Below are 21920 nucleotides of genomic sequence, written 5' to 3'. Positions count from 1 at the left end.
GCCCATGCCCTCCCTCGCCGATGTTCTTCGCATGCCCGGAGTCGCCCGCCTCATGGGCTCCCAAGTGCTCGCACGCCTGCCCCAGGGCATGCTCAGCATCGCCGTGATCATGCATGTGCAGTCTCGTGTGGGCAACTACACTGCAGCCGGGCTCACGGTCGCCGCGTTCTCGCTGGGTGCGGCCGTCTCCGGGCCACTGTTGGGCCGATGGATGGTCACGCTGGGTGCGCGCCGCATGCTCGGCTTCACGGTGCTCGTCAACGCACTCGGCACGATCGCTCTGGGTATGGCTCCCGCGACGCTCTGGGCCTATCTGCCCATCGCCGCGGCCATGGGGCTGACCAACCCGCCCATCCTGCCAATCGTGCGGTCGATCTACCCGACACTGGTGCCGGCGGGCATGAGCTCGCAGGTGTTCTCACTCGACTCGGTGGCCCAAGAGTTCATCTGGGTGGTGGGCCCAGTGCTGGTGACCCTGTGCGTGCCGCTGATGGGGTCGCTGTTCACCCTGGTGCTGATCGCCGGCATCGGCGCACTCGGCGGCGTGCTGCTGTTCACCGCGGGCGAGATGCGCACGGCCCGGTTTGCCGCTTCAGACAAGCGACTCGGCGGCGTGCTGCTGAAGTGGCCCGTGCTGATCGCCGTGCTCACCGCCACGCTGCAGAACATGAGCTACGGCGCGGCCGAGACCGCGGTGGTCGGTGTGTTCCATGGCGACGAGCTCGAGGCCGGCTTGGTGCTCGCGGTGTTCGCGCTCGGCTCGATGAGCGGCGGTCTGCTCACCGCACGCCTGCCGATGCGCCCCTGGTCGATGGCCAGCCGCCAGGTCATTCTGGCGCTGGGCACCATCGCGGCGGCGGCCATTCCGACGGTCTGGTGGATGGGCGCCTGCCTGTTTCTGGCCGGGTTCGGCACCGCTTCGTCGCTGGCGGTGGTCTACAACGTGGTGTCGTCGTCGCTGAAGGCCGCCGACGCGGCCGAGGCTTTCGGCTGGCTCGGCAGCGGGCTGCTCGGCGGCATCGCGGTGGGGTCGGCGATCGCCGGGTCGGTGATCGATGTGGCGGGCCCAGTGATCGCGCTGTTGGTCTCGGGGTTGCTTGCGGTGTGCGCCGTGATTCTGCCGGCACTCGGGGTGCGGGTGCTGCCCGACCTGGCGATTTCGTCGGGCCCGAGGCTCGACACCACGGCCATTCCCGTAATTCGGCGGCCGAAGCTCTGAGCTGCGCCGGTCACCGGCACCACCGGCCACCGGCGCCACCGAGTGTGCAGAAAAGCGGGTTATCCGGCCTGGCGTAGGCAGCTTTTCTGCACACTCGATAGCGGCTGGCGCGTGAGCCAGCCCACCGGCTAGCCGACCGGGGTGACTCGCGCCTCAAGCAGGTGCGCCGGCCCGAGTACGCGCACAGCCACCGCGGGATCGCTCACCACGAGCGCGTCATGCGCATGCAGAGTGACCCGCTCGCCCGCATCGATCGACACCGACCCCGCCACCGCGACGAGCACCACCATCTCGCCCGGGGCAACGGCCACCTCGTGCGGTGCAGCCTCGGCGTCGAGCTGCAGCTCACGCAGGGTGGCGCCCAGGGCATCCCGCCGAACCATCAGGTTGAGATTGAGCGCGGCGCCGCCGTGTGGATGCGCGCGCACCTGAGCCTCGCCGGCGAACGCAATCGGCTGGCCGGCTCGCAGCTCGTGGCGCACGCCATCGACGTCGAGGTCGAGACCCGCCGGCGCCAGAGTGGCGAACCAGCGATCGAATGCGGCGAAGTCAGAGAAGGGCGCAGCATCGACGATCGTGGCGAGGCTCACCCGCCAGTCAACGGCGTTGGCCGCAGCGTGCGAGGGATGCTGCACCACAGTCGCCGTTGACCCCAGCCCGTTGAGCCAGGGCGTGGTGGTCAGCTGCTGCTGTCGGATCACGAGGGACGCGTTCATCTGCCAAGTCTCGCATGCCCGCCCACCGCCGTAGACTGGTCTGGGCGACCGCCCGCCCACACACCGCACAGACACACAGGAGTCTCACCGTGAGCACACTCGACCACCAGCCGCTCAGCCCCCTCGACGGACGCTACCAGCGAGTGGTCGCACCCCTGGGCGAGTACCTCAGCGAGGCCGGCCTCAACCGTGCGCGTGTGCACATCGAGGTCGAGTGGCTGATCTTTCTGACCGACAACGGCTTGTTCGGCACCTCGCCGCTCACCAGTGAGCAGCAGGATGCCCTGCGTGCGCTGGTCACCGACTTCGACGAGACCAGCGTGCGCGAGTTGGCCGCCCTCGAGGCCGTCAAAAAGCATGACGTGAAGAGCGTCGAGGTGTTCATCCGCGAGCATCTGCCGGCGCTCGGCCTGGCCGACCGCGCCGAGCTCGTGCACATCGCCTGCACCAGCGAAGACATCAACAACCTTTCATACGCCGTGATCGTGCGCGATGCGGTGACGCAGGTGTGGCTGCCCAAGGCGCGTGCCGTCGTCGACCAGATCACCGAACTCGCCGAGCGCTACGCCGACGTGCCGCTGCTCTCGCACACGCACGGCCAGCCGGCCACGCCATCCACCGCCGGCAAAGAACTGGCCGTATTCGCCCACCGTCTGCGCCGCCAGATCGCCCGTGTCGAAGGGCAGGAATACTTAGGCAAGTTCAACGGCGCCACCGGCACCTACTCGGCGCATGTGGTCGCCGACCCCAACGCTGACTGGCCCGACGTGTCACGCCGCTTCGTCGAAGGTCTGGGGCTCACCTGGAACCCCCTGACCACTCAGATCGAGTCGCACGACTGGCAGGCCGAGCTCTACTCGACGGTTGAGCACTTCAACGGCGTGCTGCACAACCTCGCCACCGACTTCTGGACCTACATCTCGATGGGGTACTTCCACCAGATTCCAGTGGCCGGCGAGGTCGGCTCGTCGACCATGCCACACAAGGTCAACCCGATCCGCTTCGAGAACGCCGAGGCCAACCTCGAGCTGTCGAACGCCGTGCTCGGCTCGCTGGCCAGCACCCTGATCACCAGCCGCATGCAGCGCGACCTCACCGACTCCACCACGCAGCGCAACATCGGCGTGGGCTTCGGACACTCACTGCTGGCGCTCGACAACATCGCCAAGGGTCTCGACTCGGTCGAGCTGGCCGACCAGGTGCTGCTCGACGACCTCGACGAGAACTGGGAGGTGCTCGCTGAGCCCATCCAGACGGTGATTCGCGCCGAGGTGGCCGCCGGTCGCTCGCAGATCGACGACCCCTACACCCTGCTGAAAGGTCTTACGCGCGGTCGCCGCATCGGTCAGGCCGAGCTGGTCGAGTTTGTCGAGGGCCTCGACATCGGCGACGAGGCGAAACAGCGTCTGCTCGCCCTGCGCCCCGAGACCTACACGGGCCTGGCCGAGCAGCTCGCGCACCTGCGCTGAGCCTCGTTGCCCCCGGTCGGGCCGCCCCTGCTCGGGGCAGGCTCACCGGGTCGCGATTCGCCCTGAGACGTAGGCGCTGACGATCTGCTGTTGCGCATCACGCAGGTAGGCGCGCATCTCGTCGGCGGCCTGCGCGCCCTCACCCGCCTGCACCAATTCGACCAGGCGTGCATTGCGACCGATGTACGCCTCGTGCATGTACTGCGGGCTGCCGATGAGCCCGAACATCAAGCGCAGCTGCGCAGCCAGAGACCGATAGAGGTCTTCGAGAATCGGACTGTCTGACAGTGCCACGACGGCCTCGTGGAAGGCCACGTCTGCCGTGCCCACTGCACGCCAGTCGTGTGCCGCAGCAGCCTCTTGGGCGCGCTGCACGCACTCTTGCATGCGTTCGAATGCCGGATGCCCCACGTTCGCCCCAGCGATGGCGTCGGTTTCGATGAGCTCGCGCACGCGAAACACGTCGATGACCTCTGGCAGACCGGGTCGGCTCACGAACACGCCACGATTGGGCTCGTGCTCGACCAGACGCTCGCGAGCCAGCAGGCGAAACACCTCTCGCAGCGAGTTGCGCGAGATGCCGAGTTGCTCGGCGATCTCGGCCTCAGGAAGCTTGTCGCCCGGCGCCACCTCGCCCTCGGTGATCATGCGGCGCAGTTGCTGCGCAGCGCGTTCCGGCACGGAGGGCGAGAGCGTTCCAGTCACCTCGTCATTCTACCGAGACCGTGCGGTCGTGGCCGCGCCGTCGGGCTCCCGCACACCATGTGATCTGTTCGTAACATGAACGAAATACGATAAATACCTCAAGGTTTCATGCTCAAGTGTTGAACAACCTGTACGATATCGCACAGTCAAAGATGACCGCGGGGCACTCCCCCGCCCCATTGAATGGAGCAAAATGAGCGCAGAGCACTCCGCAGACGTGCCAGCCCAACCGGCCGGCAGCGCCGCCCAGTTTGTCAAAGACCGTCGCACTTCACTGCTGGGGGCCGTCTTCTTGATGGCTATGTCGGCGGTCGGTCCCGGGTTCATCACGCAGACCGCAACCTTTACCGTGCAATTGGGTGCGGCTTTCGGATTCGGCATTCTGCTGTCGATCATCATCGACTTCATCGTGCAGCTCAACGTCTGGCGCATCGTCGGCGTCTCGGGCAAAACCGCTGGCGAGCTGGCCAACGAGGCGATCCCCGGCACCGGCTACCTGCTGGCCGTGCTCGTCATCTTCGGTGGCTTGGTCTTCAACATCGGCAACATCGCCGGCATTGGCCTCGGCCTGAATGCGGCCATCGGTCTCAACACCAAAATCGGCGGCCTGATTGGTGCGCTGCTGGCCATCGCGATCTTCTTGTACAAGCGCGCCGGCAAAGTGATGGACCGCGTGGTCATCGGCCTCGCCGTGGTCAAAGTCGCGATCGTCTTGATCGTGCTCTTCGTGGTGCATCCGCCGATCGGCCACGCTCTCACCGAGACGGTGATGCCCGACAACGTCAATCTGGCCTCACTGACCACGATCGTCGGCGGCACTGTCGGCGGTTACATCACGTATGCCGGCGCCCACCGACTGCTCGATTCGGGTATCACCGGCCGAGAGAACATCAAGGCGGTCAGCCAGGCCTCGTTCTGGGGCGTGACGATCACCGGCATCATCCGGTACCTGCTGTTTTTGGCCATCCTGGGCGTTGCCGCCAGCGGCGTGACCATCGATCTGGCAAGTCAGACGGCGAACCCCGCAGCTCAGGCATTCCAAGTCGCCCTGGGCGAATGGGGCTTCCGCATCTTCGGCGTGATCTTCTGGGCAGCCGGAACCACCTCGACGATCGGCGCCGCCTACACCTCGGTGTCGTTCTTCAGCGTGTTCAGCAAGAAGTACCTCGAACCGCGTCGCCGCAACCTGACCACCGTGGTGTTCATCGCCGTCTCGCTGATCGTCTACCTGCTGCTGGGCACGGCACCTGCCGCGCTGCTGGTGTTCGCCGGCGGTTTCAACGGGCTGATCCTGCCGATCGGGCTCACCCTGATGATCTACATCGGCTTCGCCCGACGCGACCTGCTCGACAATTACCGCTACCCCAAATGGCTGCTCGTGCTCGGCGCGCTGGTCTGCGCTTTCACCTGGTGGATGGGCATCTCGTCTGTCAAACCGATCTTCGCCCTGCTGGGTCTCTGACCTGGCAGCACGCGACTCCGACCGGGCTCGGCAGGTCATCTCCCCCAACCACCTGCCGAGCCCACCTCATCTCTCACGCCCGTTCGGGGCAGAATTGAGTCATCATGACGGCAATCGATCTCAACAGCGACATGGGTGAAAGCTTTGGCCGCTGGTCACTCGGCGATGACGACGCCATGCTCGATATCGTCACCAGTGCGAACATCGCCTGCGGTTTTCACGCCGGCGACCCCATCGGACTGGTGCACACGGTAAAAGCTGCGGCGGCTCGTGGTGTCGTCGTGGGCGCGCATCCTGCATACCGTGACCTAGCCGGCTTCGGCCGTCGGGCTATGGACGTCGCCTCGCCAGAGCTGACCGCCGACGTGCTCTATCAGATCGCCGCACTCGACGGCATCGCTCGTTCTGCTGGCACGCGAATGCGCTATGTCAAGCCGCATGGCGGCCTCTACAATCGCATCGCCGTCGATCCGGTGCAGTCGGCCGCTGTCGTCGAGGCAGTGCGTGAATACGACGACAGCCTCGCGGTGATGGCTCTCGCCGGATCGGTCTTTGCACAAGTGGCCGAGCAGGCCGGGCTGCGCGTGATTGCCGAGGCATTCGCCGATCGCGGCTATCAGCCAGACGGCACGCTGGTCTCGCGACGCGATGCCGGTGCGGTGCTCAGCGATGCAGATGCGGTGGGCGAGCGCATCGTTCGGCTCGCCCAAGACGGCACGCTGGTCGCCATTGACGGCTCGGTGCTGCACTTGAACGCAGACTCGGTGTGCGTGCACAGCGACTCACCTGGTGCTCTGGCAATGGCCGGCGCGGTGCGCGACCGTCTGCAGCAGGCCGACATCGCGATACGTTCGTCGCTTGACGGCGAGGGCACGCGATGAGCGCCCGATTCGAGGCTCAAGCCGAGGCCACCGCAGCACGCGCTCGCTTTCGCGCCGGGGAGTGCCGCCCCACGGCAGGCATCGCCGCCGGAATGACGCAGGCCAACCTGCTCGCCGTGCCACGCGAGTATGCCTACGACTTTCTGCTCTACGCGCAGCGCAACCCAAAGCCCTGCCCGGTGCTCGACGTGACCGATGCCGGTTCGTGGCGCACCGCTTTGGCCCCTGAGGCCGATCTACGCACCGACATTCCGAAGTATCGCGTCTGGCGCGACGGCGAGCTGGTTGACGAGCCGACCGATGCAACGGCTGCCTGGGCAGAGCATGCCGACCTCGTCGCGTTTCTGATCGGATGCAGCTTCACCTTCGAGACGCCGCTGCAGCGCGCCGGCATCGAGGTGCGCCACATCACCGCGGGCAGCAACGTGCCGATGTATCGCACCAACCGGCAGTGTCGCCCGGCTGGCGCATTCCACGGCGAGATGGTGGTCTCGATGCGCCCCATTCCCGCCGATCGCGTGGCCGAGGCGGCTACGATCTCGGGGCGCTTTCCGTCGGTGCACGGCGCGCCCGTGCATGTGGGCGATCCAGCCGGTCTCGGCATCATCGATGTCGCACACCCCGACTTCGGTGATCCGGTCGAGATTCGACCCGGCGAGGTGCCGGTGTTCTGGGCCTGCGGCGTGACTCCGCAGGCCGCGGTGATGGCCTCGCGCATTCCCTTCGCCATCACCCACGCACCCGGCTACATGTTCATTTCAGACGTCTCCGACACCCGGTACGAGGTCTGAGCATGCGCGTGCTTCCGGTGAACACCGATGTGCTGTTGGTCGAGGTCGACGAGCTCGCTCAGGCGGTCGCGCTCAACCAGTCGCTGATCGACGACCCCATCGAGGGGGTGTTCGAACTGGTGCCGGCCGCGCGAACCGTCATGGTGCGCTTTCGCCCCACGCGCATCGATGCCGAGGAGCTCTCGCGCCTGCTGCTCGCGCGCGACGTGAGCGCGCCCCTGGGCAGCGACGGCGCGTTGGTCGACGTGCCCGTGCGCTACGACGGCGACGATCTGGCAGAGGTCGCGCAGTTGCTCGAAATGACCGTCGACGAGGTGATCGTCAGACACACAGGATCGATCTACACCGTCGCATTCACCGGCTTCGCCCCGGGCTTCAGCTATCTGGTCGGCGGCGACCCGCGTCTCGACGTGCCCCGTCGCACCACACCACGCACGGCCATCCCAGCCGGTGCCGTGGGCCTGGCCGGCACCTATAGCGGCGTCTACCCCCGGGTGAGTCCGGGCGGGTGGCAGATCATCGGCACCACCGATCTCCCCATGTTCGATCTTCGACTCGACCCGCCGGCTACCCTGCGCCCCGGCATGCGGGTGCGCTTTGTCGACGCGAGCGACGCCGCACCGCAGCCCACGACAGTCACGGTGGATGCCCCAGCGGTCGCCTCGACGAGGCTCGACCACGCGCTGACCGTGGTGCAACCGGGGCTCGGCGGAACTCTGCAAGACCTCGGCCGCGCCGGCCACGCCGATCTGGGAGTGTCTCGCTCTGGCGCACTCGATCATGATGCCGCACGCCTGGCCTCCCGCTTGGTCGGCAATGCCTCTGATGTGGCCAGCATCGAGACGCATGGCGGGCTGCAGCTGCGCGCCGCTGGCGAACAGGTGCTCGCGGTGACCGGCGCCGAGGTCACCCTCACCGTGCACGCAGCCGCCGGCCACGCCGGAGCCAGTCGCCGAACGGCTGTGCTCGGGCAGGCCTTCGCCCTGCGCGATGGCGAAACCCTCGAAGTGGGTTTCCCCACGCGCGGCAGTGTGGCCTACGTGGGCGTGCGCGGTGGGTTCGCCGTCGCCCCCGTGCTCGACAGCCTGTCGACCGACGTACTCTCTGGGCTCGGCCCCGAGCCGCTGGCCACCGGCACCGTGCTGCCGGTGCATCGCAGCGCCGTCGCCGCGGTCGCACAGGTCTGGCCGGGCGAAGCCGGGGGCGACGCAGCCGCCGCGCTACCTGCACCCAACGAGACCGTCACTCTTGACGTCGTGCTCGGGCCCCGCACTGAGATGTTCGCGGCGGATGCGCTGGCGACCCTGTTCGCTCAGGAATGGTCGGTTACTCCCCAGTCGAATCGCGTGGGTCTGCGCCTGCACGGCGAAACTCCCCTGGTGCGCAGTGACCACCGCGAGCTGGCGTCTGAGGGCACTGCCTCGGGTGCTCTGCAAGTGCCGCCAAGCGGCCAGCCGGTGCTGTTCATGGCCGATCACCCGTTGACCGGCGGCTATCCGGTGATCGGATCAGTCGCGTCGTACCACCTCAATCTCGCCGGTCAGGTGCCCATCGGTGCCCGTATCCGATTCCGCCAGGTGACCGACGCACCGACGTCTGACAGCAAGGAGAACTGACATGATCAGCAGAGTGCTCATCGCCAATCGCGGCGAGATCGCCGTACGTATCGCGCGAGGTTGCGCCGCGTATGGAGTCGCCTCCATCGCCGTGTACGCCGACGCCGACGCCGACGCGCTGCATGTGCGGGTGGCCGACGAGGCGTATGCCCTGCCCGGCACCACCGCGGCCGAGACGTACTTAAGCATCGAGGCGATCATTGCCGCTGCGCGCCGGGCCAACGCGGATGCCGTGCATCCCGGCTACGGCTTTCTCTCAGAGAACGCCGACTTCGCCCAGGCGGTCATCGATGCGGGCATGGTCTGGATCGGCCCGCGGCCCGAGACGATTCGCGCTCTCGGCGACAAAGTGACTGCACGACGCCTTGCGGCGCAGGTCGGCGCGCCCTTGGTGCAGGGCACTCCCGGCCCGGTCGCCGACGGCGCCGAGGCCCTGGCCTTCGCTGAAGAGCATGGCCTGCCCATCGCGATTAAAGCAGCCTTCGGCGGCGGCGGGCGCGGTCTCAAGGTGGCCTGGCGTCTCGACGAAGTCGTCGATCAGTTCGCCTCTGCCGAGCGCGAGGCAGTCGCCGCATTCGGTCGCGGCGAGTGCTTCATCGAACAGTATGTGCCGCATCCGCGCCACGTCGAGGCTCAGGTGATCGGCGATGCCAACGGCAAAGTCGTGGTCGTGGGCACGCGAGACTGCTCGCTGCAGCGACGCAATCAAAAAGTCGTCGAAGAGGCTCCCGCGCCATTTCTCACTGACGAACAGCGCACCTCGATCGAGTCTGCCGCCAAACGCATCTGTGAGGCGGCCGACTATGTCAGCGCCGGCACGGTCGAGTTTCTGGTCGGTCGCAACGGCACAGTCTCGTTTCTCGAGGTCAACACCCGCCTGCAGGTGGAGCACCCGATCACCGAGCTGACCAGCGGCGTCGATCTGGTGCGCCAGCAGCTGCGCGTCGCCGACGGTCTGCCCCTCGAAATCGACCAGACGCCAGCCGCGCACGGGCACGCTATCGAGTTTCGCATCAACGCTGAGGATGCCGGTCGCGGCTTCCTGCCCTCCCCCGGCCGCATCACTCGCTTCGACGCACCCGGCGGCGAAGGCGTTCGCCTCGACTCCGGAGTGGTGGCCGGCAGCACGGTCAGCGGATTGTACGACTCGCTGCTGGCGAAGCTCGTGGTGTGGGGGCGAGACCGGGCCGAGGCCGTGCGCAAAGCTGCCCAAGCCCTGCGAGAGTTCGAGATCGAAGGGGTGCCGACCCTGCTCGACTTCGATCGTCGCATCGTCACCGATCCCGCGTTCACCGCCGAGACCGCAGCTGACTTTCAGGTGCACACTCGCTGGATCGAGACGGAGTGCGCCTGGCTCGACCAGCTGCACCAGCCAGTCTCAGACCCAGTGCCCGCCGAACCGCTCACCCGCACCTGGGTTGAGGTCGACGGCCGGCGGGTGACGCTTGGCCTCCCACAGCGGCTGCTGGGATCGCTCAGCGCCCCGGCTGCCGACAGAGCGATGGCCGCCGAGGCGACTGGCGCATCCGCCGAGCCCAGCGCTGGCGCAGTGCTGGCCCCCATCAGCGGCACCTTGGTCGCTTGGAAGGCCGAAGACGGTGCGGCCGTTGCCGCGGGCGATGTGGTCGCCGTAATGGAGGCCATGAAGATGGAAACACAGGTCGCGGCCCCCTGCGACGGCGTGCTGCACCACGAGGTGTCTGTCGACGGCGCACTGATCACTGGCGGGGCACGCATCGCGGTGGTTGACTGAGCAGCGTGCGATCGCCTGAAACATGGGGTGAGTACAGTAAACGGGTCGCGCACGTCGACATCCGCTATCTCAAGGAGACCCCCGCTCATGTCAGGCACTTCAGCAGATGACGCCAGCACTGCCCTGTTCCGCCGCATCGTCGCCGCACTGTTCGCGGCCGGCTTCGCCACATTCGCCCAGCTCTACGGGGTGCAGTCACTGCTGCCCGAGATCTCGGCCGACTTCGGCATCGACCCGTCGCATGCGGCACTGACCATCTCGATGGCCACCATCGGCATCGCCGTCGGGGTGCTGCCCTGGGCTTTTGCCGCCGATCGCTGGGGCCGCGTGCGCATCATGAAGGTGTCTGCCGTGACGGCAGCCGTGATCGGGTTGATCACCCCATTTCTGCACTCGCTGCCGCTGGTGCTCGGCTCTCGCCTGGTCGAGGGGCTCGCCCTGGCTGCGATTCCAGCCATCGCCGTGACCTACATCACCGATGAGCTGCCCGCCCGCCGCGTCACCGCGGCCGCGGGTGCGTTCGTTTCAGGCAACAGCATTGGCGGCCTGATCGGCCGCTTGGTATCGGGGCTGGTCGGCGAACACTTCGGCTGGCAGATCGGCATGATGACCGTCGCAGTGCTCTGCGTGATCGCATGCACCATGTTCGTGATCATCGTGCCCGCCCCGCACGGCTACCTGCCGTCTCGCCTGCGCACGCGCGGTGAGCCCTCCGACGACACCCCCACCGCCTGGCGCCGCTTCAGCATGGCGCTGACCACCCCCGCGCTCTGGGGCACCTATGCACAGCCATTTCTGCTGATGGGCTCGTTCATCTCGCTGTTCAGCTTTTTGGGCTACCACCTGCAGGCCGCGCCTTACGGTCTGAGCACGGCGATCACCAGCATGATTTTCACGGTCTACCTCGTGGGCACCTTCACTTCGCGCTGGTCAGGCTCGGCCGCCGGCCGCATCGGCCATCGCCGTCTGCTGATGATCGGCATCACGCTGATGGCCGCAGGTGCTGCCCTCACACTCAGCTCGCCGCTGGTGATCATCGTCATCGGCGTGGCCGTGTTCACCGCCGGGTACTTCGTGACCAGCCCGGTCACCTCAGCGATGACCTCGCTGCTGGCTGGCCCGGCACGCTCACAGGCCACCGCGATCTACCAGCTCGTCTTCTACATCGGCAACAGTGTGTTCGGCTGGCTGCTCGGCCGCGCCTTCGAGGTATTCGACTGGCCGGGTGTCGGCGTAGGCATCATCGCGCTGTGCGGCATCGCCGCACTGATCGCGGCCATGCTGCTGCCGGCGCGGCCCGTCTCGTCAGCTTCCCCCGAGCACTGACGTTCGAGCTGCACCGGCAGCAGGTCTTTTTCTGCGGGCTCAGAGCACGTAGGCCGTCTCGGCCTGCAGTGACTCGTCGAGCCCCGCGTCTTCCTCGGCCTCAGTGACCCGGATGCCCATGGTCTTCTTGAGCACCCAGGCGATCAGTGCGGTCATCACGAACGAGTAGACACAGGTGACGGCCACCGCGAGTGCCTCACGCCAGATGATCGACGGGTCGCCGCCCAAGAACACCCCGGTGACCCCGGCAGGGGCGAGTGCCGAGCCGAAGAGCACCACGAACCCGGTGCCCACAACACCACCGACACCGTGCACGGCGAAGGCGTCGAGCGTGTCGTCGATATGCAGTTTGTTCTTCCAGCTCAGCGCCCAGCACACCACGCCACCAGCCGCCGCACCCAGCAACGAGGCACCCAGCGGGCTCACCGCATCCGCCGCGGGGGTGATGCCCACCAAGCCGGCCAGCACACCGGTGACCAGGCCCAGGGCGGTCGCGTGGCCGCGCCACAGCCGCTCGACGATCAGGTAGCCGATCATGCCGGTGCAGCCGGCGAGCAGGGTGTTGAGCACCACGTACTGTGCCAGGAAGTTCGCGCCGCCGGCCGAGCCGCCATTGAACCCGAACCAGCCGAACCAGAGGATGCTCGCACCGAGCACCACCAGCGGCAGGTTGTGCGGCCGCTCGCTCTGATCACGACGGGGCCCGAGCACCCAGGCCAGCGCCAGTGCGGCAACGCCGGCGTTCATGTGCACCGCGGTGCCGCCGGCGAAGTCGTGCAGCTCGACGACGTTGCGCAGCCAGCCGCCGACTAGGCCGGTCTCTTCGTCGCTGACTGCGAAGACCCAGTGCGCCACCGGAAAGTAGACCAAGGTCAGCCAGATCGCCGAGAACACCAACCAGGCGCTGAGCTTCATGCGCCCGGCGGCACCACTCGAGACGATGGCGATGGTGATCGCGGCGAAGAGAATGAAGAAGGCCGCCCAGTAGGCGAGCTCCGCTCCCCCGGTGCCCTCATCGGTTTGTGCTGCCGACAGCAGCGGCTGCTCGAAGGGGTCGCCGATGATGCCGAGGCCGCCGAGCGAGTTGCCCGAGACCATGCCCTGCCCGAACAGCACGTAGAGCACGGCGGCGACGCCCAGCGAACTCATCACCATGACGATGGCGTTCAGGGCGCTCTTTGTTCCCAGCATGCCGGCGTAGTAGATGGCGAGCCCCGGGAACATCAGGGACACCAATCCGAACGCGGCCAGCAGCCAGGCGAGATCTGCAGCTTCCATGTTCTGTCTCCGTTCATCCGGCGACCGCTGGCGCGGCCGCATCTGTGTGTGACTGTGCGCGAAGCCAGCGCATGGCGTCAGTTCCCCAATCGGCGAACCCCTTGTATGTGCCGATGTCGGCCGGCAGCTCTTCGACGATGTCGGCGAGCTGGTCGGCCCATTCGGGCACGGTGGCGATCTCGGCCAGCGAGAGCATGTAGGTGCGGATGTTGAACACCAGCGCACCGGTCAGCGGCAGGCGGATGAAATGTTCGAGTTCGACCCGCAGCTGTACGCGACCCCAGTCTTCGTCGTTGACGATGCGGGTCTTCTCCCAGCCCCAGCGGTCGTACGTCTCGAGGCTCGCATCCATGCGGCGCGAGCCGATGCTCGAGAAGGTCCAGTTGACTCGGCGGAACATGCGGTCGCCGGTCATCATCATCATGAAACGCTGCGCACGCTTGGTGGTGCCCTCACCGGTGAGTCGCGGCACCGGCCCGTGAATCTCGTGGAAGTTCATGCCCACGTCGAACTTCACCGACCACGCGTTGGCGAAGGTGACCAGCCCGGCGTCGAGCCACAGCTGCCCCTCTCGCTCGCTGACCAGCAGCAGGTCATCGGGCACCTGCCGCCCGATGAACTCAAGCGGGCCCTCGGGCAGCGTGGCCAGGTCGCCAAACACAAAGGTGCGGTCAATGCCGAGCAGATCGTTGCGCCAGCGCCACCCGTCGGTGCCGACCTCGTCGAGGTGCATCACCTCGGGATAGCCGTCAACCAGCTCGCGCATCAGCGTGAGCATCAGATCCCAGGTGGCCGGCAGCATGTGCGGCAGCACCGCGCAGCGCCCGGGGTCGGCTCGCAGCACGTTGTCGCGGGCCTGCACGATGGCCAAATAGTCGTCGTCGATGTCGATGATGTTGGCGCCCCAGCTGCCGGTGGCCGTCTGCCTGGGCACTTTGGCGTCGGCCACGTTCACCGAGTATCTGAACGTGCGCTCATCGGGGTCGAACGGCCAGGGAAATCCCTCAATCCGTCGCTGTGCGCTGCTGCTGTTCATCACACCACCACCTCCAGTCCGTCTCCTGAGCCGCGCGACACGCAGCTGATCATGCAGTCATTGGCCGCCCGCTCTCGTTCGTCAAGCACGAAGTCGCGATGCGTCACCGCACCACCCTCGACCGAGATGAGGCATCGACCACACACCCCCTGGCGGCACATGTAGGGCACGTCGTGGCCGAGTTCGATCAGGCGGTCGAGCAGGCTCGTGCCAGCCGGCACATGGTGCAGGGTGTCGTCACCGGCGACTCTGAAGTCGAACGGATCGCCGGGGTCGAGCTCGGCAGCGCTGAAACGTTCAGAATGCAGTCGCTGTGTGGGCCATCCCTGCGCCACCGCCACGCTGGTGAACAGGTCGATCATGCCCTCGGGCCCGCAGGCGTAGGCGCTGGTGCCCAGCGGCTGGTTCTGAAAGCGATCGGTCATCGCAGCGGTCAGCTGGTCGCGATGCTCCACCTCGATCAGCGCGCCGTCGGTCAGCTCACGCAGCTCGTCGGCGTAGGCTCCCTCGGCCGCGCTGTGGCTGTAGATGGCCTCCGCCTCCCAGCCCCAGAAGCGCGCTGCGCGGGCATACGACAGGATGGGCGTCACACCGATTCCGCCGGCTACCAGCAGCACACGGCGTGCGCGGAGATCCGGGGCGAACGCGTTCTCAGGGCCGGCGACTTCGACACTGGTGCCGATGCCGAGGTGCTCGTGCAGCCATGACGAGCCGGTGCCCTGGCGCAGCACACTGATGACGTATTCGCGCGGTCGCACGCCCAGCCCGGTCAGTGAATAGGCGTTCCACTTGCCGCCGGCATTGATCTGCAGATTGCTGCCCGGAGCGAACGCCGGCAGCTCGCCGCCGTCTGCGGCCTGCAGGTGAATTTCGCACACTCGCGTGGTGGGGCGCTCGATGCGGGTGACGATGAGCCGGTCGACTCTGGTGAGCGTGTTCACAGCAGCACCCCCGCATCTGCGTCGCTGCCCAGGTATCGGGCTGCCGAGCTGTTGACGTGCGGATGCACTTCGAGGTGCCGTCTGCACCTGGGGCATGTGGTGGGGTCGCCGCCCAGCACGTTGGGCGAGAGAAACTCTGCCTCGCAGTGCACGCAGAACACCACGATGCGCTGTGGGTCGCCGGTGGCGTGCGCGCGAATCTCGTCGTGAATCATGCCGCACTCGATGGCCACCCGCAGCACGGTGAGCACCTGCCACTCGCAGCCGGCCACCAGCAGCCGCAGCCCGACGTTGGCCGTCTGCAGCACGCGGCGCAGCTGAGGCAGCCCGATCAAGTCGCGATCAGCCTCGTACAGGTGCGTCTCGGCAGCCGGGCGGGCGCGCACATGAATCTGCAACGGCTCCAAGCCCCGGGTGCGAATCTGCGCCACCCAGGCCTCGGCGACCTGTTCGCCGCCGTCGCAGGCGACGACCATCTGCTCACGCGACGAGTCATCGTACTCGGGCGGTGTACCCGGCCAGATCGGCAGACTCGTGGCCGGCGGAGCCGGCGTTGTCGTAGTGCTCATGCGCCCACCCCCTGTGATTCGAGCCATGCCACACCGGCCTCTTTGGTGTGCGTGACGCCCTTGTACTCGGCCATGTCGGCCGGCAGTTCGGCGAGCACGTCGTGCAGGCGAGCACCCCATTCGGGCACGCTCGCCACCTCGCGAAACGAGAGCAGGTGCGTGCCGATCAAGAACATGACCGCACCACTGCCGGGCAGACGAATGAGGTGCTGCACCTCGGTGCGCAGAAACAGTCGGTCACCGACCTCGTCAAGCTCACCGCCGGCCACCGCATCGCGGCCGGGGCGCCAGATCGGGCTAGTCTCCGTGGCCTGGTCGAGGCGAGCGTCGATCGACAGCGTCCAGTTAGTGCGCCGATACGGGTGCCCCTCTTGCAGCCGCATGATGAACTGCTGCGCACGGTCGACAATGCCCTCGTCGTGCACCCGGGGCACCGGGCCGTGAATCTGCCGAAAGCTCATGCCCACGTCGAACCCGAACGACCAGTCGGCAGCGAACGACACCACTCCGGCGTCGATCCAGAGCTGGCCGTCGCGCTGGTCGAGCAGCAGGATGTCTTCGGTCACGTTGCGCGCCGCGAACTCGAGCGGCGTGGTGCCGAGATCTTCGTCGTGGCCCAGCCGAAAGCGGTGGTCAATGCCCAGCCGGTCGTTGCGCCAGTGCAGCCATCCGTCGTCGAGCGCCTCGAGCGTCATTGTCTCGGGCTGCTCATAGGCGAGCGTGCCGAGCAGCCAGAGCAGCGCATCCCACGTCGCATCGTGCATGTGCGGCAGCGACTGTGCCCGGCTGGGGTCGACCGCAAGGATGCTCGAGCGCTCGGCCAGCATCCATTCGTACTGCCCGTCGACGGTGAGCACGTGCTCGCCCCAGTGCCCGCCGTCGGTGTCACGACCGCGCGCGGCCGGTTCGACGTTGGCACTGTAGCGATAGCGCTCATGCGGAAAGGGAAAGGGGTAGCCGGTGACGTCGGCCGGACGTCGACTAGGTGAGATCGTGATCGTCATGAGCGCACCTCCACAGTGATGGTTCCGACGCCGCGCGAGACGCAGGGCATCACGCTGCGCCCCTGGTCGTGCTCGTCGTCGCTGAGATAAAGATCGTGATGTTCGAGCTCGCCGCAGGTCACGGCAAGTCGACATTCGCCGCAGACGCCCTGGCGGCACAGGTTGGGCACCGGCACCTCGGCGGCCAGCAGCGCCTCGAGCATGGTCACTCCAGAGGGCACCGCGATGGGCTCTGGCCGACCGGCGACGACCACCGCGAAGGGGTCTCCCGCGGGCAGTTCTGCGGGGGTGAAATTCTCTGAGTGCACGCGGGCCTCAAGCCAGCCGGCCTCGAGGGCGGCCTGGCGCACCTGATCGATCATCTCTGCGGGGCCGCACACCGCCAGATGCGCGCCGATCGGCTGGCTGCGCAGTGCCGCCGGCAGCCATGACCACAGCTGGCGGCGCGAGCCAGCGATTTTGAGGGTGACGCCGGGCAGCGCGGCGAGCTCGCGCTCGTGCACGTCGTCGCCGGCGCGATGCGCGTAGAGCACGGTGGTCGGCAGCCCACGAGCGGCCCCGGCCCGCGCATGCGAGAGCACTGCGGTGACCCCGATGCCGCCGGCTACCAGCAGCATCGCACGGGCGGCGTTGGGCACCGCGAAGCGGCCACGCGGGGTGGTCGCCTCGACCATGTCGCCGACGGCGAGCTGATGCACCCAGCGCGATCCGCCGTGCCCGGCCTCGGCCAGCTGCACCGAGATCTCGTAGGTCTCGGGCAGGCGACCGTCGTTGGTCAGCGAGTAGGAGTTCCAAACGGCTCCGCATTGAATGCCGATGCTGGCACCCGGTGCGAAGGTTGGCAGTGCGGCGCCGTCTTCGGCGACGAGCACCACGTGCCGAGTGCGCGCTCCGAGCGCACTGACTTCGGCGACACGCAGACGCAGGTGCTGGTCGGGCTCGACCGGTGGCCTGGCCAGCGATCGGGCGGTGATGGTCTGCACGGGCATGTGCACCCCCTTTCAGCGCGTGCGGCTGACGCGCTCACTCCGCTTCGAAGGCGAGATAGCCTCCTTGGCGCACGGAGTAGTGGTAGTAAACCGAAACCTGCACTCCACAGGTGCAGCGGTAGGTGTCGCCCACCGAGACCGGCAGCGTCTGCACGCTGCCGCAGTGGGCACAGAAGACGCGTCGGACACGTTCGGCAGCGGTGCTGATCGAGTGCACCTCTTCGGACATTGCCCCGGCCGCGAACAGGCGGGCGCGAGCCCACATGATCGCAGCCGGAGCCCCGGTGAGTACGAACCGCCAGGTTGTCGAAGCCCTCGAAAGCCAGTCATCAAGCTGCACTTCGGCATCGACGCCCGAGACGTACAGCGACGTCGCCAGCACCGTGCGCCCCGGTTTCTCCAACGCCCGGGTCAGCTCGTCGGTGAGCTGCTCAGCACCATGATCGAGAGCGATCACCAGCACCGTTGCGGCGCTGTCGCCATGCAGTTCGGCGACCACTTCAGAGAAATCTCCGGTGTCGACCGCTTCCCAGGCCGGCACCGAGGTGGTGAGCTGATTGACTGGCATGATGGCTCCTTCAGCGGTTCGGTCAGATCACGGCTCGAACGAACGCAGGCCGGTGTAGAAGGCCAATGCCGAGGTGGGCGTCGAGAAGATGATGCGTGAGCCCTTCGGAAAGAAGATCGCATCCCATTTCTTGGCAATCAGCACCTGCCCGGTATCCGGGTTCTCGAGACGGAACTCGCCGTCGAGCACGACCTTCATCTCGTCGTATTCGTAGAAGTAGTCGAGCGGCGCATCGGTGTGGTCCAGGCGGAAGTAGCCCGAGGCGAGCTCAGACCCGTCGGGGTTGGGGTAGACGTCGGCGATATAGCCCTCAGTGCCGGGATACTCGCTCACCGGCATCTGCGGCAGATCCTTCCAGAATCCCTCGGTCACCCGGAACGGCTTCGGCAGTGTCTCAGTCATGTCTTCTCCTCCTGTCGGTCGATTGTGAGGATGTTCCTCATCTGTTCGACTTCATGTCATTCACTTTAGGAGGCTCAATTAACGAACGTGTTTCTCGATCGTTTAATCACTGAGAGATTCTGAAACATTTGTTTTTTAGACAAAGAAAGGGCGCTGTAAACGTGCGCAGGCCACGTTTACAGCGCCCAGGTATTCGTCAGCAAAAGTTACTGACGAATGGTGACTCAGTTCACGGCTGCGTCACCAGTCTCGCCGGTGCGCACTCGCACGACATCGAGCACGTCGGTCACCCAGATCTTGCCGTCACCGATGGAGCCGGTGCGAACCGTCTCGCTGATCGCTTCAATAGCGGCATCGAGCTGTTCGTCGGCGACAACCGTCTCGATGCGGATCTTGGGAACGAAGTCGACGCGCACCTCGCGGGCCCGATAGACCTCGACTTTGCCGATCTGCGACCCATGGCCGCGGGCGTCGACGACGGTGAGGCCCTTGACGCCGACCGCGTTCAAGGCGGTCTTGACCGGCTCCAGGGTGCCTGGCTGCAGCACTGCGGTGATGAGTTTCATGTCATTGTCCTTTCGTGAACAGTGAGACCGGCCGCCGGGCTCACGCCTCTTCGAGATCGTAGGCCGTCTCGACGTGGAGGGTTGCGTCGAGACCGGTGGTCTCGACCTGGTCGGGAACGCGCAGTCCGATGGTGACCTTGATCACCCAAGCGATCAGCGCAGTGACCACGAAGGTGTAGGCGAACACCGAGACCACGCCGATGATCTGCGCGGCGAAGAGGCTGAAGCCGCCGCCGTAGAACAGACCGGCCGCACCGGCCGGGGTGGCCGGGTCAGCGAGAAACGCGATGGCGATCGTGCCGAAGATGCCGGGGAACATGTGGATGGCCACTGCATCGAGCGCGTCGTCATAGCCGAGTTTCTCTTTGAGCGACAGCGCCCAGTAGGCCAGCGCACCCGAGAGCAGACCGATGATCACGGCGCCGATGGCCGACACCGAGTTGGCGGCCGGGGTGATGCCGACCAAGCCAGCCAGCACACCCGAGATTGCGCCCAGCGAGGTGGCGTGTCCGCCGACCAGACGCTCGACGAGCAGCCAGCCGATCAGCCCCACGCAGGCGGCGACCAAGGTGTTCGTGATCGAGACGCCGGCGCTTTCGTTGATGCCGCCGGCCGAGCCTCCATTGAAGCCGTACCAGCCGACGAGCAGCAGACCGCCGCCGAGCACTGCGATCGGCAGGTTGCCGGGGCGCCCCACTTCGGGGAAGCCCTTGCGCTTGCCGAGGAACAGCGCGAGCACCAGAGCCGCCACGCCAGCGTTCATGTGCACCGCGGTGCCACCGGCGAAGTCGAGGGCACCGAGCTGGTTGGCGATCCAGCCGCCGACCGTGCTGCCGTCTTCTGAGTCGAAGGCGAACACCCAGTGCGCAACCGGGAAGTACACCAGCGTCGCCCAGAGCCCGGCAAAGACCAGCCATGCCGAGAACTTCATGCGACCTTCGACCGCACCCGCGATGATGCCGACGGTCAGGCCCGCGAAGATGAGCTGGAATCCGGCGATCAGGATGGCCGGAACCGCGCCTTCAGGCGTCTCGGCACCGATCAGCGAGCTGAGGCCGAACAGGCCGCTCGGGTCGCCGATGATGCCCAGCCCGCCGGCCGAGTTGCCGAGGGTGAGGCCGTAACCGAAGAGCACCCACAGCAGCGCGGTCACGGCGAAGCCGCCGAAGACCAGCATGATGGTGTTCAGAATGTTCTTAGTGCGCGAGAGGCCACCGTAGTACAGCGCCAGACCCGGCAGCATGAGTGTGACCGCGACCGTGGCCGCGAGCATCCACGCGGTGTTCACCTGTGATGTGATGTCCATGTTGTTGTCTCCTTAGGTCGCGATGCTCAGGACAGTGCCGGGGTGTCCCAGAGGTTCAGCTTGACGCCGAGCCCCTTCTCCACCGCGTGCTCGTAGACGGTCTTGCCCCAGGCGACGTCTTCGACGCCCATGCCGCCGACGCTGAACAGCACCGGCTGCTCGTCGAATTCGCGACCGGGCACGTTGCCCTCGAACACGTCGCCGATGTTGACGACGCGCTCGCTCGGCAGCTCGCCCAGCTCGATGAGATCCTGCCAGTAGAGGCCGATCATGCCGAAGGCGGTCTCGTGCGAGGGCGCCGGGTATTCCTCGGCCCAAGCTTCGTAGATCGCCTTTGCGTCGGCCACCAGGCGGGCCTTGCCGCTCAGCGTGTACTCTTTGTCCATCTTCAGGTTGGCCGGCAGGCTCAAGAACGCGCCGGGCTTGATCCAGTCGCCGTTGATGTACGGGTAGTTCTCAGAGCCGACCAGGCCGGTCACTGCGACGCTGACGATGTCAGAGTCGCGCACCGCACCTTCGGCACTGTCGACGATCTCGATGGTGGTGAACTGCGGGAAGTTCTCGCGCACCCACTCGGCGTACTTTTCTGAGGTTGCGCGACGACGCCCGTTGATGCGCACGGTGTCGAGGGTGGGGCGCAGCCGCACGAAGGTGTCGAGCGCGCTCTTGTTCATGGCGCCGGGGCCGATCAGGCCGATTGACTTGGCGTCGGCCGGGGCCAGCTTGCGGGCGGCAGCACCGGGCACCGCGGCAGTGCGGTAGGCGCTCTCGAGGTTGCCCGACATGATGGCGAAAGGTGCGCCGGTGTCTTTGTCGTTGAGCACGATCAGGTGGATCGAGCGGGGCAGCCCCTTCTCACGGTTCTCGATGTTCGAGCCGTACCACTTGACCCCGGCGGTGTCGAAACGCCCGCCCAGGTAGGCGGCCATGGCCATGAAGCGGCGGTCTTCGGTGTCTTTGGGAAACTCGGGGAACGGTGAGTGTTCGGGGAAGGTGACCATGGCGCCGTGCGAGTTGGCGCTGTTACCGGCCATGCGGTACTGCCCCTTGGCCACCAGGATCAGCACCTCCTCCATAATGTCGATGCACTCGTCAATGTTCTTGACGCCGGCCTCGATCATGTCTGGCTCACTGAGATACAGCATGTCGATCTTCGTGTTCTGGGACATTCCTGCTCCACTTCCTCTGCGAATCTGCGGTGACAGCCACTGACGCGACTGCCTTGCATTCCATTAGAAAGAGCGGATGTTTCCACCGTGTATCGGTGGCGTCACCGTTGCGTGACCGTTTCGATCTGACATGCCGATTGCGACTAAAATACGC

Annotated in this window: 21 protein-coding genes; 8 read left to right on the top strand and 13 right to left on the bottom strand. The window is 66.4% G+C overall.

Annotation, left to right across the window (positions count from 1 at the left end; translation table 11 throughout):
• Nucleotides 1-4 precede the first annotated feature (4 nt).
• Complete coding sequence (locus G557_RS0109045) at nt 5-1219, top strand: MFS transporter (protein ID WP_028245779.1); 1215 nt, start codon at nt 5-7, stop codon at nt 1217-1219.
• 128 nt (nt 1220-1347) lie between these two features.
• Here G557_RS0109045 and G557_RS13525 read toward each other — a convergent pair whose 3' ends face one another.
• A complete protein-coding gene (locus tag G557_RS13525; protein WP_051224949.1) occupies nt 1348-1935 on the bottom strand; it encodes a HutD/Ves family protein in 588 nt (195 codons plus the stop codon).
• Between the two features lie 89 nt (nt 1936-2024).
• On the opposite strand from G557_RS13525, the gene purB reads away from it, so the two are divergent.
• On the top strand, nt 2025-3404 hold the full coding sequence (gene purB / locus G557_RS0109035; protein WP_028245778.1) for an adenylosuccinate lyase: 1380 nt from the start codon (nt 2025-2027) through the stop codon (nt 3402-3404).
• A gap of 42 nt (nt 3405-3446) precedes the next feature.
• On the opposite strand, the gene G557_RS0109030 is transcribed toward purB, so the two are convergent.
• Nucleotides 3447-4109: a GntR family transcriptional regulator gene (locus G557_RS0109030; RefSeq protein WP_028245777.1), complete on the bottom strand. Its 663-nt coding sequence runs from the start codon at nt 4107-4109 to the stop codon at nt 3447-3449.
• Nucleotides 4110-4302: 193 nt separating this feature from the next.
• Between G557_RS0109030 and G557_RS0109025 the strand changes: the two genes are divergently transcribed.
• From G557_RS0109025 to G557_RS0109000, 6 genes are all read left to right on the top strand, one after another.
• On the top strand, nt 4303-5571 hold the full coding sequence (locus G557_RS0109025) for an NRAMP family divalent metal transporter (protein WP_211220542.1): 1269 nt from the start codon (nt 4303-4305) through the stop codon (nt 5569-5571).
• 104 nt (nt 5572-5675) lie between these two features.
• Entirely contained in the window at nt 5676-6452 is a 777-nt protein-coding gene (locus G557_RS0109020; RefSeq protein ID WP_028245775.1) for a LamB/YcsF family protein, read from the top strand.
• Nucleotides 6449-7243: a putative hydro-lyase gene (locus tag G557_RS0109015; protein ID WP_028245774.1), complete on the top strand. Its 795-nt coding sequence runs from the start codon at nt 6449-6451 to the stop codon at nt 7241-7243. The genes G557_RS0109020 and G557_RS0109015 overlap by 4 nt, the downstream gene beginning before the upstream one ends.
• Before the next feature lie 2 nt (nt 7244-7245).
• Entirely contained in the window at nt 7246-8859 is a 1614-nt protein-coding gene (locus tag G557_RS0109010) for a 5-oxoprolinase subunit B/C family protein (protein WP_028245773.1), read from the top strand.
• A 1-nt stretch (nt 8860) separates the two neighbouring features.
• Nucleotides 8861-10612 carry an acetyl/propionyl/methylcrotonyl-CoA carboxylase subunit alpha gene (locus G557_RS0109005; protein ID WP_211220541.1) on the top strand — a complete coding sequence of 584 codons (1752 nt, stop codon included), beginning with the start codon at nt 8861-8863 and terminating at the stop codon, nt 10610-10612.
• An 87-nt stretch (nt 10613-10699) separates the two neighbouring features.
• Nucleotides 10700-11938, top strand: a complete 1239-nt coding sequence (locus tag G557_RS0109000) for an MFS transporter (protein ID WP_036962008.1) — start codon at nt 10700-10702, stop codon at nt 11936-11938.
• A gap of 39 nt (nt 11939-11977) precedes the next feature.
• Here the strand turns inward: G557_RS0109000 and G557_RS12755 are convergent, their stop codons facing one another.
• The 11 genes from G557_RS12755 to G557_RS0108945 form a co-directional block, all read right to left on the bottom strand.
• Nucleotides 11978-13216, bottom strand: coding sequence for an ammonium transporter (locus tag G557_RS12755; protein WP_036962332.1), 1239 nt, complete (start codon nt 13214-13216; stop codon nt 11978-11980).
• A 13-nt stretch (nt 13217-13229) separates the two neighbouring features.
• Nucleotides 13230-14252, bottom strand: a complete 1023-nt coding sequence (locus G557_RS0108990; RefSeq protein WP_051224947.1) for a heme-dependent oxidative N-demethylase family protein — start codon at nt 14250-14252, stop codon at nt 13230-13232.
• Nucleotides 14252-15193: a PDR/VanB family oxidoreductase gene (locus tag G557_RS0108985; RefSeq protein WP_028245769.1), complete on the bottom strand. Its 942-nt coding sequence runs from the start codon at nt 15191-15193 to the stop codon at nt 14252-14254. The genes G557_RS0108990 and G557_RS0108985 overlap by 1 nt, the downstream gene beginning before the upstream one ends.
• Nucleotides 15190-15762: a dimethylamine monooxygenase subunit DmmA family protein gene (locus G557_RS0108980; RefSeq protein ID WP_028245768.1), complete on the bottom strand. Its 573-nt coding sequence runs from the start codon at nt 15760-15762 to the stop codon at nt 15190-15192. Before G557_RS0108980 ends, G557_RS0108985 begins: the two co-directional genes overlap by 4 nt.
• Entirely contained in the window at nt 15759-16766 is a 1008-nt protein-coding gene (locus G557_RS0108975) for a heme-dependent oxidative N-demethylase family protein (RefSeq protein WP_028245767.1), read from the bottom strand. Before G557_RS0108975 ends, G557_RS0108980 begins: the two co-directional genes overlap by 4 nt.
• The gene (locus G557_RS0108970) at nt 16763-17755 is read right to left on the bottom strand and encodes a PDR/VanB family oxidoreductase (RefSeq protein WP_051224946.1); all 993 of its coding nucleotides are present in this window, start codon (nt 17753-17755) and stop codon (nt 16763-16765) included. The genes G557_RS0108975 and G557_RS0108970 overlap by 4 nt, the downstream gene beginning before the upstream one ends.
• 34 nt (nt 17756-17789) lie before the next feature.
• Nucleotides 17790-18323 (bottom strand): dimethylamine monooxygenase subunit DmmA family protein, encoded by a 534-nt coding sequence (locus G557_RS13520; protein WP_028245765.1) that lies wholly within the window; start codon nt 18321-18323, stop codon nt 17790-17792.
• Between the two features lie 27 nt (nt 18324-18350).
• Entirely contained in the window at nt 18351-18725 is a 375-nt protein-coding gene (locus G557_RS0108960; protein ID WP_028245764.1) for a cupin domain-containing protein, read from the bottom strand.
• A gap of 224 nt (nt 18726-18949) precedes the next feature.
• Entirely contained in the window at nt 18950-19291 is a 342-nt protein-coding gene (locus G557_RS0108955) for a P-II family nitrogen regulator (RefSeq protein ID WP_028245763.1), read from the bottom strand.
• A gap of 40 nt (nt 19292-19331) precedes the next feature.
• On the bottom strand, nt 19332-20597 hold the full coding sequence (locus tag G557_RS0108950; protein WP_028245762.1) for an ammonium transporter: 1266 nt from the start codon (nt 20595-20597) through the stop codon (nt 19332-19334).
• A gap of 26 nt (nt 20598-20623) precedes the next feature.
• The gene (locus G557_RS0108945; protein WP_028245761.1) at nt 20624-21766 is read right to left on the bottom strand and encodes a tyramine oxidase subunit B; all 1143 of its coding nucleotides are present in this window, start codon (nt 21764-21766) and stop codon (nt 20624-20626) included.
• Between the last annotated feature and the right edge of the window lie 154 nt (nt 21767-21920).

Source organism: Pseudoclavibacter soli DSM 23366 (assembly GCF_000423505.1).
Classification (GTDB): Bacteria; Actinomycetota; Actinomycetes; order Actinomycetales; family Microbacteriaceae; genus Pseudoclavibacter_A; species Pseudoclavibacter_A soli.
This window is presented reverse-complemented; position numbering and strand designations above follow the sequence as displayed.